The sequence below is a fragment of the Nitrospira sp. Nam74 genome (assembly GCF_965152615.1).
This window is the reverse complement of the sequence record NZ_OZ224220.1, coordinates 5,050,377-5,062,702: the sequence shown is the minus strand read 5'-3', so window position 1 is coordinate 5,062,702 and position 12,326 is coordinate 5,050,377. Positions and strand designations below refer to the sequence as shown.

Below are 12,326 nucleotides of genomic sequence, written 5' to 3'. Positions count from 1 at the left end.
TTTGACAGCATAGTCTACCTTGGCCGTTAAAAATGTAGTCTTGTAACCTACGTGTAATGACGTACAACTGTTAAGTGGTAATCCGTCCGCCACGGAAAGGAGGCGAGGAGTACGGTGAGATATCGTCAAAACTGAAACGGCGGCTCTCAATAATAGAATAGAAGGTCGTTTAAACGACACCTATCTTTCGGAGGAGGTAGGTACTAATAAACCCTTCGGGGCACAAGCCTAACGGGGCTAACGGTAAGAGAGGGACGTCTTGGAGGCCGATTAGCTCGGCAGCACGCGGGCAAATTCTTCTTTAATGACGCGATAGCAATCGCAGGAAGACGCTTCAAGCCGGTTCCAGTCCAGCACCGTAATTTGTTTGCGGCCGTGCTTGACCAGTCCCGCTTTTTCCAACATTCCCGAGACAATGTTCACGCGCGCACGGCTTACGCCTAACATCTCGGACAAAAACTCCTGCGTAAAACCAAACACATCGACATTGGTTCTGTCATGCATCATCAGGAGCCATCGGGCATAACGCTCTTCGACCGAATGGAGACTATTGCAGCCACCTGAGCGGGCGATTTGGATGAGGAGCGCGTGGGTGTAGCGACGTAGTATGATGTCCAGAGTTTCTTCAGTCTTGGCCACCCGTTTGAAATCTTCCACGCCCACCCGCAGTGCTGTTCCGGGGACCTGCGTGATGCCGCGCGAAACCGCCACATCGATGCCCAAATAGGCGGCGATGCCGAGCATTCCTTCGTTACCGACCGTTGCAATCTCAATCGTTGCGCCATTCTTCATTTCTGTCATCAAGGAGATGACGCAGGTGAGTGGGAAGTATACAGAGGTGATGGAGTCTCCCGGATGATACAGAATGTCCTCGACCGAAACCGACACGATCTGCGCCTTCGCACAGAGCCGATCCCTGCTGGGCTTTGGTAGCCCTTCGAGTAACCGGTTGTTCGAGGATTGGTCGGCGTCTGCTTTACGCATTCTCATTCCTTGATCGGGTTTTATATGGCTCCTAGGCTCCCTTAGCCAGTCGGCGTCCCGGAAGCCTGCTTGTCAGACGGCGACCCCGACAAGCTCTCCTCTTTGCCCTGCACGTATACAATATGTTCACGAACAGGTTGGCACATCATCCTCATGAAAGCAAAGGAACCATTCTTTTTCCGGAACGGCATGATACCGAAGCGAACAGGCAGGACATCGAGAGGGTCCGCATTCGCACTGAATACTTTACTCAGTTGTGCGACATTCTCTGCAGGGTGAATGTCGTCAAGTTTGAGATGGAGAAACTCCGTACGCGTGTATCCCGACCAGACAACGGTGGCTTGATTGACGTCCACAAAGCGGAGCGTGTTCACATGAAACGCCCACATGGGTGACGGATTGTTGACGAACAGATTGTCCCAATCGGTGGACAGATCCATGGCGGGCAATGTCCTACAGGAACTTCCGTCTTCGTGTCTGTCATGGACGTGACATTCGGCCGCAAAAAACGCTGTCCTGCCGGCATCCCGTGCAACTCCCGCGTACGAAACTGGCTGTCAGGGAACTACACGTGATCTTGCTTCCCTCCGAACACATGGCGTGCTATGGAATCCCAATGCCGAAAATTCTTCTCATAGATGATGACGCCGTTTTTCTCAACGCCGTGAGTGCACTAATCATGGACGCGAGAACGGATATCGCCATTGACACCGCGGTGTGTGCGGAAGCAGGGTTGCTCTTGATTGGCGTTGTTGACTATGATGCAATCATCAGCGATTTTCGGCTCTCAGGATTGGACGGGTTGCGATTGCTGAGAGAGTGCAGGCGGCTTCGACCCGGTACGCCGATCGTGTTGGTGACCGGGTATGGTGATCGTGAACTGGAAACCGAGGCGTTACATTTGGGGGCCTACGCCTTTATCCATAAACCGGTCCAACCTCACGAATTGCTCTCCTTGGTCGACCGCGCTGTGTATACCGCGGGTCAGGCACGGTCACACGAAAACAACAAGGGATCGGAAGCGCCCTTCATAGAATTCTCAAATGAGCGTGAGCGACTGTGGGAGAAGGTTCGAAAAATATACCGAAGTATGCAGCAAGATCTCGAGTCCACGGGCAACGAGACGACACATTAACATTCCTCACCTTCTGGATCCATCTTCCTTTGAGACTACCTTGCCTTTCATAGTTCTGGTTGGGTCACTTCACTGATTTCCCTCTTTAGCGCCATGCCGGATGATCTATTGCCTTGGATAGGGAATGACCTGGCAAAACCAAATGCATAGGCAGTCTCCTCAATGGATAACAATCGATAATGAAACGTCGATGAAACTAACGGCATGAGAGGAACGTCGGCCTTCCTGGAGCTTTCGGCGTCAATTTCTTTACGCCATCATCAAACCGACAGCACGACCCGTGCACTTGCGCGTATGATCCGTGCGGTACTTGCCATGGTTCACCAAAGGATGCGCAGGATGAAAACACGTTTGTGGGTGCTTCACCTTCATGGGGCTTGTAGTGGTCGCCCTGGCGGGCTGCGCCGCCGAACCGAGTCGGAGCAAGCGGTAGAAACGTCTGCCTATGGAACCGATAGCCCTTATGAGAACTCCTTCCCAAGTCGCCAATATGGGCCGCAGGATAGGGCAGGCAACCAAATGCAAAACGGCCTGCCGCCATGGTCGGGTGTTAACACACCACCCGCTGCTGACGCCGTATGGCTCCTTCTGCATTGTCAATCAGAGTGAGCCAACCGGAATCAATGCTCCATTGATGCCTTGTGCGGCATCAGACGCTAAAAAAATGAGGACTTCTGCGATGGCGTCTGGCTTGACCCATTTTGAATGATCGGCGCCCGGCATACTTGTGCGATTAGCCGGTGTGTCGATCGTGGTCGGCAGCACGCCATTGATCGTGACGCCAGACCCTGTTAGCTCCAACGCGAGCACCCGAATCAACGCTATCAAGCCGGCCTTTGATGTAATATAGGCGGCGGCTCCTGGAAAGGGATCCTGCCCCGCACGCGCGGCGATATGAATAATGCGGCCGTTGCCGGCTGCGGATAGGTGCGGAATGACCGCTCGGGACAACACGTACGCTGCCGTCAGGTTCAGTGAGAGCATGGTGTTCCAAGTAGCCGGACTCGTCTCGACCAGTCGGCCGGCAGCAAAGCCGCCCACCAAGTTCACCAGACAATCTAACCGGCCGGCATGATCCAGCACTTGGCTCACCGCCCGTGCGACGCTCGTCTCGTCCGTCACATCGGCATCGATGCCCAACTCATCGGCTCCTGGCTGACTGGCGGCATGGCGATCGATGACGATCACTCGCGCACCGGCCTTCGCAAAGGCCGACGTGACCGTTTGCCCCAACCCTCCTCGTCCGCCCGCAATGACCACGACTTTTCCGTCTACTGCCATCGTTTCTCTCCTTGTCAATTGTTGGACTTTACCCGACTGATGGAAGCCAGCCACGCTTTGGCCCCTCCGGCGTGAACCCTTGTTTCAAAGGTGGTAGCGTGAATGTAATTAATGGTCCATCCGGTACGAAACGTCGCATGGATCTCTGCTTGCGAAATCCGCCTCAGCCCCTCATGGGTTTCTTGATCGCTGAAGCACAGCATAAAATAGGTTCCCCCCGGCCGGAGGACCGCGGCAAGACTCGGAAGAAAGCGACGACGTTCCTCATCGGTGAAAAGATGAAAGAGGCCTGAGTCGATCACGGTCTCAAACGTCGTCCCGAGACAAGCTAGATCGAGCGCATCCACGACTCGGAAGTAGGCGCGCACCTGCCTGACTCGGGCCTTTTCTCTTGCCATCTCAATGGCCCCGCGTGCCGAATCGATCCCGTTCACGTCGAATCCTAGCCGCGCCATATAGAGCGCGTTCTCGCCGGTTCCGCATCCGACATCTAAGAGAGGACCTCGTATCTGTTGAGATTGCGCCAACGAAACGAACGCCGGCTGAGGGAGACCGATTTCCCACACAGGTCCACCTGTCTCGATGACGCCATGTTGACCTTCTGTCACATCCGTCGATGCGGGCCTGGAAGAGAGCCAATACTTTTTAGCTTTCGTTTTTATCCAGGAGAACATACACGCTCCTTAGCGTCACGATCTAGGGGGCATGCCGATCATCACGCGGCTATGTGCGGCGCCCGTCTAGCGTGGAGAGCCGTCTTGGCTCCGCCGTGAATGGGTGTCGGCGAGTGTGTTGAGCACGATGCCTGTAAGATCATCCTCGTCAATCTTCAGCCCATTTATAAAGCATGTAGGAGTCGCCGCGATTCCTTGTCGTCTACCACTGGCCACGTCGCGATAGACCCGCTTCGCGTAAATTCGTTCGCGCAAGGCTGCTTTAAAGATGGTGCAGTCCAATCTCAGGCGTTCAGCGTAGTCGAGAAGATCGCGCTCATCGAGGGCCGCCTGATGCGTAAAGAGCAGATCGTACATCTCCCAGAAGTGGTCTTGTGCGCCGGCCGCCTCGGCTGCTTCTGCCGCTTGCTGCGCGTGCGGATGTTTGTGGAGAAGCGGAAAGTGCCGAAAGATGTATCGAAGGTGTTTCCCCACCTGCTTCAACAGCGTTTGGATGATGGGATAGATTTGTCCGGAATACGGACATTCAAAATCCCCATAGGCGAGCAATGTGACCGGCGCAGTGCCAGGTCCTTTGACGTGATCCCACTCGTCTACGATGAGGGGTACTGGTCGTACCGTTGACATGGAGGGACTCCTCCCTGCTGGATCAGCCGAATCGCTTCCAGGTCCAGTTCCTGTTCCATGAAATGCACAACCTCATCGTTGATAGCGAGTTGATTGCGAAGTGCGATGGTCGGCATGGTTCAAGGTCCAAGATGTCGTGCCTGATACAGCGAAACGACTTGGCGCCTTTGAGAGGGAACAATCAGGGTGGGGCTCTCAGGGAGGCGACGGTCCCACGCGACGGTTGTAATGGATCGTAGTCGAAACGTAATCCAGCCAGGGCCATCCCTCCATCATCAGTGCGTTCAGTCGATCCAAGGCCGGGGGCGACTCCGTCTACTGTCGCCAGCACCGTTTTGTGTTCCAACTCATGGCGACTCTTGGGCAGCACCAGCGCCATCAAGTGTTCGTGGTCCAACTCGATGACTTGACCCGGCTGCCGGCTCGCTGCGCTTGCTCACCTCCATGATCTTATCTGCTGTTTCAGACGATAGGCGTGGGCGCATCGGAATACAAGTCAGCATGCCGCTTACAACATCAGACTGATGCCGTCAGCTGCTCAATTAACACAACAATGTGAGCCCATCCGTCCTCATGTAGGCTCAACTGTCGGCCATGCTTTGACGCCGATCCGATAGAGACGCCAGCCGGAGCTCATGAGAAACAGGCTACGCCTACCTTCCGGTCGGATCCTCGTCATCTTTATCGCCGCGATGCTTTGTTGGCTTTGCTGTCTTCCAATATGTTGAGCACGAGTTCATCCAGGCCGCCGAACATATATTAGCTCCCACGGCAACAAGTCTGGCCATTTGCGCCGAATCAATTCTCCAAAGAGCGGCACAGTGACATGCAATTGATGGAAAGAACCGCCACATTCCTGTGGCACTATATTGTCATGGAGCAGAGCGGCGCCGCCTCTGGTCTCATAAATCCCATGGCCGACACCAATAAGTTGCTACAAAGGCAATGCCATTGACCGAGTTCATCACGAAGCCTGTCCCTTTTGCTGGGCCGTTTGCCGGTTGTAGATGATGGCGTACACGCACGGGACGAAAAATAGCGTGAAGACGGTGGCCAGGAGCAAGCCGCCGATAACGGCGCGGCCCAGCGGCGCATTCTGCGAATAGCCCGTCGCCATAGGGACCATCCCGATGATCATGGCGGAGGCGGTCATGAGCACGGGACGAAAGCGGGTCGTCCCGGCTTCTATCGCGGCCTTGATGGCGTCCCCATGCGTTTGGAGCCGTTCGCGCGCATAGGATACGACGAGAATCGCATTGGCGGTCCCTGTGCCCATGGTCATGATGGCGCCCGTCAGTGCGGGCTCCGACAGACGCGTATGGGTCAGGAACAACGCCCAGGCGATGCCAGCCAGCGCACCGGGCAAGGCGGTAATGATGATGAAGGGATCGAGCCAGGATTGGAAATTCACGACGATCAGGAGATAGACCAGCATGATTGCGGCGAGCAGTCCGAAGATCAGCTCGGCATAGGCCTCATACATCAATGAAGCCTGGCCATGGATTTCCAGTTCGGCGCTGTGGGGCTTCTCGTGCTCCATGCTCTTGGCAATCTTTTGGACATCCGCTAGTACTCCGCCGAGGTCGCGCCCTTCGGCGGAGACGTAAATATCGAACAAGGGCATGATATTCCCGTGTGTGATCACGCCCGGCGTGCCCTCCGGTGACAGGTTGGCCAAATTGCCGAGCAACTGCACATCATGATCCTTATGATCCTTTAAAGAATTGTTCGAAGCATCAATTGGAACGGTCTTCAGACTATTGACGCTGTTGATCTGCGGCTGTGGCGTATAAACGTTGATCGGGTATGACATGCCAGTCGAGGGATCGAGCCAATAGATTTGGTCAACCTGTTGGCTGCCGGCGGTCGTCATGAGCAGATTGTCCGCCATGTCCTTCAGGGTTCGGTTGACACCGAGGCCGAACGTGCGGTTGCCTTCGACCGTGAGGGTCGGCGTACGCATCGTCTGCTGGATCACCACGTCGGCGGCGCCGGGGATCTCGCGAAACTTGGCTACCAATTTGCGGGCGAACTCGTAGTTGGGGTACATGTCCGGGCCGTTGACCTGCACGTCGATCGGCGCGGGCGCGCCGAAGTTGAGAATTTTGGCGGTCAGATCGGACGGCTGAAACGTAAATTCGGTGCCCGGATAGCGCTCCGTCAACCCCTTGCGGAGCGTGCGCCGGTAGTCCCACACCGGCGACTTTTCATCGTGCAAGAGGATCGTCAGATCACAGTCCTGCGAGCCGATCGTCGGTGTCGGAATGAAGGCGAGATTGTGCGGTCCGATCGGTAGGCCGCAATTGCTCACGATGTTCTCGACTTGACCTGGCAGCAACTCCTCGATGCTGTCGGAGACCAGCGTGGCGATCCGCCCTGACGCTTCGATGCGTGTCCCGAGCGGCGTCCGCATATGCATCTGAATGACCCCCGACCGGATCTCGGGGAAGTAATCGCGCCCGAGGAAGAAAAAGAGGGATAGGGAGCTCACCGCGATAGCCAGCGCGATGGTGACGAAGGCGCGGCGGCGGCCGATGACCCGTTCGAGCAGCGCGCCGTAGCGACCAAGGAATCGATTGAAGTGGTGCTCGAGCCCCTGCTGAAAGCGGACGAAGACGTTCCGTGGTGCAGCTGCTCCGGCCTGGTGGTCAAGCTCCATCGCATGGGAGGTGTGATGCGCCGACAGCATGTACTTCGCCATGGTCGGGACTAGCGTGCGCGACAGGATGAACGAGGCCAGCATCGCGATGATCACCGCCTCGGCCATAGGCTTGAACAGGTAGCCGGCGACGCCGCCGAGTTGAAAGAGCGGGAACCAGACGATCGCGATGCACAGGGTCGCGACGAGCGTCGGGACGACGATCTGATTGGCGGCATCGATGATGGCCGTCTCCAGCGGCTTTCCCATTTCGAGATGGCGATCGATATTCTCAATCATCACGGTCGCATCGTCGACCAGAATGCCGACGGCCAGCGCCAAGCCGCTTAAGGTCATGATATTGACCGTCTCGCCGAGCCAATGCAGGCCCATGATGGCAGTGAGGATCGATAATGGAATCGACGTCCAGACGATGACCGTGGCCCGCCAGGAGCCGAGCAGCAACAGCACGATGAGGCCGACCAGCGCGCCTGCAATCATCATCTCATGCAGGACGTCCGAGATCGAATCCTTCACGAAGGTCGAGGCATCGTCCAGGAGTCGGATCTCCACCCCCTCCGGGGAAACCTGCCGGGCGCGCGGGATCATCTTCTTGATCCCATCGACCACCTGCAAGGTCGAGGCTTCCGTGCTCTTCATGACGACGATGATGACGGTCTGCTTGCCTTTCACGAGCACCGCGTTCTGTTGCACCCGGCCCATGAGCTGCACGGTGGCGACATCGCGCAGATAGACGAACGCGTTGCCTTCCCGCTTGATCGGGATACTGGCGAAATCTTCAATTTTCATGGGCGATGCGTTGGTCAGGACGATCCAGTCGGTCGACTTGATCTTGATGTCGCCGGACGGCAGCACGAGGTACTGCTTCATGAGAACATCGTGAACGTGAGACGGAGTCAGGTGACGGGCGAGCAATTTCTGCTGATCGAGGTTGACCATGACCTGCATGGCCTGGCCGCCGTATGGCGCTGGCAGGATCGCGCCGTTGACGGTCACGAGCAAGGGTCGGATTCGCATGTAGGCGAGGTTAAAGAGTTCCGCGGGCGTCATCGTCTCGGAGCTGACTTCAAGCATGGCCACCGGAATGGAGGATGGCGCGAGCCGCATGACCATGGGCGGGGAAATATCCGGCGGCAGCGCCTTGACGACGTTCTGCGCAATGCCCACGATATCCGCTTCGGCTCGGCCCACATCCACGCCGTCCTGGAGATAAATATTGGTGATGCTGTTGCCGAAGTAGGAGTGACTGTGGATGTACTTGATACCCTCCACCGTCGAGGTCAGGAAGCGTTCGAACAGATAGGTGATGCGCCCTTCCACCTGCTGTGGCAGCAGACCGGAGTAGATCCAGACCACGGAGGTGACGGGAATCGTGATGTTGGGAAAGACGTCGGTCGGCATATGGAGCACCGTGAGTCCGCCGAACAACACGATGAGGATGGACATGACGACGAAGGTGTACGGCCTGCGTAGGGCAATGAGGACGACTTGGTTCATGTGCAACGACCGAGGAATAAGGTTGTGTATCCTAGGCAATATGAAGCAAGCCGCATACCAGAAGGCGCGCGGCGAAGTTATGCGGTCCGAGCTAACATAAGTACTGGCCTTGAACCAGGCTTACTGTGGTTTAGGAAGAAAAGGTGTTTACCGCACGGCGTACCTTTCGCGAACGCAAGAGCACGGTGTGTCACCAGCGCACGGATCGTACTGTGCGCAATGTGATCAATCAGTCGCCGGTTCGTATCGGGCAGGACCTGCTGTCACCGGCGGATGTCGAGGTGAGAACGACAGCGATTGCGACCTGAGCATGGTTCTATCGCTATAACGTGAAGTACGATCCGCGCCGGGTCGTCACATATCGCAACAAAGATACTGCTCGCCGGTGTTTCTGATCACCGGGCGTCCAGTGAACATGACCTGGGAGAACTGATCCTTGCGAAGTTCGCGGCAGGAAAACCTGGGACGGGCGGCATTCGAGCGGAGTGATTCGGATCTATCGAAAATCTTTGCCGGTGAAGTGACTCGCCGCTGGCGTATCGTTCGGCGAATGACGTCAACGCACTGCAGGCTTCGTCACATCGTTATTGATCCGGTTATTCTCCGCGTTGACGTCGATCCCCCCGGCAGGCGGCGGTTTCTTGAGATTGGTATATTGCAAGGTCCCGAAGGGCTGGATCTGTTCGTCGCGGGGTAATTGCTTGCGGTCCCACCCTCCTCCGAGCGCGCGGAGGAGCGCCACCGACGATCTCAGCAATTCGGCCTTGATCTGCACGGAGTCGATGCGCGCCGATAGGGTTTGGACCTGCGCGTAAATAAGCTCCAGGCTGGACGCCAGTCCGCCCTGATAGAGCTCCGTCGTGAGATTTTGCGCCTTGAAGTTGGCCCCGACGGCGGCGTCTTGCCGTTCGGCCGCGACGGTGAGTCGATTCGTGAGGCTCAACCCGTTCTCGACTTCGCGGAAAGCGTTGAGCACCGTCGAACGATAGCGGTCTTCCATCTCCCGGTACGCCGACCAGGTCTTCTGCAACTGGGCGCGGCGATACCCGCCCTCGAAGGCTGGCACCGACACCAAGGAGCCATAGGACCAGAACCCGCTGACGAACTTGGCCACTTCGACGGCGCTGAAACCGACGTCGAGGATGCCTCCATCGGCTCTGAACCGCACATCCGGGAAAAAAGCGGCGCGCGCGATACCGATGGCGCGATTGGCCTCCGCCATCCGTCGCTCCATCGCGGCGATGTCGGGGCGCCGTTCTAACAGGGTGGACGGAATGTTTTGCGGAATTGTGAACTTCGCCACGCGAAGATCATCGACCGGGTCGATCTTAAAACTGGCCGGCGCCATGTTGACCAGGATAGCGATTGCTTGCTCGGTCACTTGGCGCTGGCCTTGGATCTGCGCATACTTCGTCTCGGTGCTGAAGAGCAGGGATTCGACGCGGGCGACGTCGAGCGCCGATGCGATCGCGCCGGCGAACTGCGCCTTCACGAGGCCGAGCGAGCTTCTATAGAGATCGATCGATTGCTTGTAGATGGCCGCCTGCGCATCGAAGCCGCGCAGCGTCCAGTAGTTGGCGGCGATTTCGGCCTGCAGGCTGAGGCGCGCGAGCCCCCAGTCGGCGGCGCGCCCCTGGGCGCGGTAGATCTCGACGCGCGTGGCGTTGCGGATCGCCGACCAGAAGTCCGGTTCCCAGGACGCGATCCCGCCACCGGCAGCTAGCGGTCCGGTCAACGGAGTATCAGGGTCGTATACGGAGGGATTGACGTGTCGGCTACTGTCCGTGGCTTTCCCGCCGAGGCCGAGATGTGGAATGCGCTGCGAGCGGACCTGCATCATCACGTCGCGGGCCTGGACGAACCGCTCCGCGGCGGCCTGCAGATCCGGATTGGCCGCCATGCCTTGTTCGACGAGCCTGTTCAGCACCGGATCGTTGAACACTGTCCACCAATCCGAACGCAATTCGCCATCCGACGGGTTCGCCTCGACGAAGGGACTCGCCCCACGCCATGACACGGGAACGACATATTCGGGCGGTTGGTACGTGGGCGCCAGATCGACGTGCGGCAACCAGTCCGTACTGCATGCAGACAAGGTGAGCGCAAAGACGGCGGCGCAACGGGCCGCGTGGCGGCGAAATCCGGACGACTGATGTCCAATTGGGAAGCAATCCGAAATCATGGCTGGGTGTGCGAGGAAGGTTGCGGCAGCTGTGCCGGCTGCGGCACTGCGGGTGCCTGTGGCGGCTGTCCCTGTGCCGGCTCAGGCGAGTGTGCCGGCTGGGGCGCCTGCTGCGGTGCGGCGCCGTTGACAAGATCGTACCCCGCCGCCGGCGTGACGATGCGCACCTTGTCGCCCTCGAGCAACGCGGCGCTCGGGTTATTCACGACGCGGTCGCTTGCGGAAATCCCCTGTCCTACTTCGACCGCGTTGTCCATCAGTTTATTCACGGTGATCGGTCTCAAGTGCACGCGGTCGTCCTCCGCCACCACGGCCACTTGTGTGCCGTGCTCCTGGAACACCAAGGCCGTGGACGGGATCATGAAGGCTTGTCGATCGACCGGTGCCGTGAGGTGGACCTGAGCGTAAGAGCCGGGCCAGAGCGCTCGGTCTTCATTGTCGATCGTGAAGACGGTGACTGCAGTACGCGTACTCACATCGAAGCCTTTTGCAACCGTTAGGAATTTGACGGTGAAATGGCGATTGGGCAATTGCGGCACGGTCACGTCGGCTGTCAGCCCCGGCTGGAGAAACGGCCCAAACGTCTCCGGCACGCTGACAAAGAGACGTAACGTATCGACGACCGCTACCGTAAAGAGATTGGTGATCGCATTGGGAGTGCTGAGATTGCCTTCTTTACTAACCAAATCACCGACGTTGATGTTGCGCTGGGTCACCACGCCGTCAAAGGGCGCGACGATCGTTTTGAACCCAATGAACGCGTCAATGTTTCTGATCTTTTGCTCCGCGGCCTTGACGACCGCCGCCTGGGCTCTCAGTTCTTGTTCCTTCACCGTGATTGACTGCTCGGAGACCGCATGATTGGGGCGCAATGCCACCCAACGTTTGGCGGTCACCTCGGCGAGCTTATACCTCGCACGCTCCGTTTCGAGATCCGCCTTGGCCTGCGCATATTCGGCGTCGAGGTCGGGGGCGTTGATTTCGGCGAGGATGTCGCCCTTCTTCACCTGATCGCCGTAGTCCTTGTACCACATCTTCACATAGCCGGTGACCCGTGCGTAGATCGGTGCCTCATACCAGCCCACAATATTCCCTGGCAACGTAATGGTTTCGGTCGCCGGCACAGGCTTGGGAGAGATGACGGCGACGGTGGGAACCGCGCCCTCGACCGTCTCGTGGCGCAGCGCCGCGGCATCGCTTCTGCTCTCATAAACCCGATAACCGAGATAGAGCACGCACAGAAGGATCGCCGGGATTGCAAGCCGTGTTCTACGCAGGGTCTCCATC

Annotated in this window: 12 protein-coding genes; 2 read left to right on the top strand and 10 right to left on the bottom strand. The window is 57.7% G+C overall.

What is annotated here, in order from left to right; translation table 11 throughout:
- Positions 1-270: 270 nt before the first annotated feature.
- Both ACWHYZ_RS23880 and ACWHYZ_RS23875 read right to left on the bottom strand, forming a co-directional pair.
- A complete protein-coding gene (locus tag ACWHYZ_RS23880; protein ID WP_447985165.1) occupies positions 271-888 on the bottom strand; it encodes a Crp/Fnr family transcriptional regulator in 618 nt (205 codons plus the stop codon).
- Positions 889-1,025: 137 nt separating this feature from the next.
- Entirely contained in the window at positions 1,026-1,424 is a 399-nt protein-coding gene (locus ACWHYZ_RS23875; protein ID WP_447985164.1) for a hypothetical protein, read from the bottom strand.
- 176 nt (positions 1,425-1,600) lie between these two features.
- Here ACWHYZ_RS23875 and ACWHYZ_RS23870 point away from each other — a divergent pair, with 176 nt between their 5' ends.
- The gene (locus ACWHYZ_RS23870; RefSeq protein WP_447985163.1) at positions 1,601-2,119 is read left to right on the top strand and encodes a response regulator; all 519 of its coding nucleotides are present in this window, start codon (positions 1,601-1,603) and stop codon (positions 2,117-2,119) included.
- A gap of 600 nt (positions 2,120-2,719) precedes the next feature.
- Here ACWHYZ_RS23870 and ACWHYZ_RS23865 read toward each other — a convergent pair.
- From ACWHYZ_RS23865 to ACWHYZ_RS23840, 6 genes are all read right to left on the bottom strand, one after another.
- Positions 2,720-3,400: an SDR family NAD(P)-dependent oxidoreductase gene (locus ACWHYZ_RS23865; RefSeq protein ID WP_447985162.1), complete on the bottom strand. Its 681-nt coding sequence runs from the start codon at positions 3,398-3,400 to the stop codon at positions 2,720-2,722.
- Positions 3,401-3,414: 14 nt separating this feature from the next.
- Positions 3,415-4,074 carry a class I SAM-dependent methyltransferase gene (locus ACWHYZ_RS23860; protein WP_447985161.1) on the bottom strand — a complete coding sequence of 220 codons (660 nt, stop codon included), beginning with the start codon at positions 4,072-4,074 and terminating at the stop codon, positions 3,415-3,417.
- 66 nt (positions 4,075-4,140) lie between these two features.
- A complete protein-coding gene (locus tag ACWHYZ_RS23855) occupies positions 4,141-4,701 on the bottom strand; it encodes a DsbA family protein (protein ID WP_447985160.1) in 561 nt (186 codons plus the stop codon).
- Complete coding sequence (locus ACWHYZ_RS23850) at positions 4,668-4,817, bottom strand: hypothetical protein (RefSeq protein WP_447985159.1); 150 nt, start codon at positions 4,815-4,817, stop codon at positions 4,668-4,670. The genes ACWHYZ_RS23855 and ACWHYZ_RS23850 overlap by 34 nt, the downstream gene beginning before the upstream one ends.
- A gap of 65 nt (positions 4,818-4,882) precedes the next feature.
- The gene (locus ACWHYZ_RS23845) at positions 4,883-5,080 is read right to left on the bottom strand and encodes a hypothetical protein (RefSeq protein WP_447985158.1); all 198 of its coding nucleotides are present in this window, start codon (positions 5,078-5,080) and stop codon (positions 4,883-4,885) included.
- Between the two features lie 585 nt (positions 5,081-5,665).
- A complete protein-coding gene (locus ACWHYZ_RS23840; RefSeq protein WP_447985157.1) occupies positions 5,666-8,857 on the bottom strand; it encodes an efflux RND transporter permease subunit in 3,192 nt (1,063 codons plus the stop codon).
- 143 nt (positions 8,858-9,000) lie between these two features.
- On the opposite strand from ACWHYZ_RS23840, the gene ACWHYZ_RS23835 reads away from it, so the two are divergent.
- Positions 9,001-9,165 (top strand): hypothetical protein, encoded by a 165-nt coding sequence (locus ACWHYZ_RS23835; RefSeq protein ID WP_447985156.1) that lies wholly within the window; start codon positions 9,001-9,003, stop codon positions 9,163-9,165.
- A 248-nt stretch (positions 9,166-9,413) separates the two neighbouring features.
- Here the strand turns inward: ACWHYZ_RS23835 and ACWHYZ_RS23830 are convergent, their stop codons facing one another.
- The gene (locus ACWHYZ_RS23830; protein WP_447985155.1) at positions 9,414-11,039 is read right to left on the bottom strand and encodes an efflux transporter outer membrane subunit; all 1,626 of its coding nucleotides are present in this window, start codon (positions 11,037-11,039) and stop codon (positions 9,414-9,416) included.
- Entirely contained in the window at positions 11,036-12,325 is a 1,290-nt protein-coding gene (locus tag ACWHYZ_RS23825; RefSeq protein WP_447985154.1) for an efflux RND transporter periplasmic adaptor subunit, read from the bottom strand. The genes ACWHYZ_RS23830 and ACWHYZ_RS23825 overlap by 4 nt, the downstream gene beginning before the upstream one ends.
- Position 12,326 lies beyond the last annotated feature (1 nt).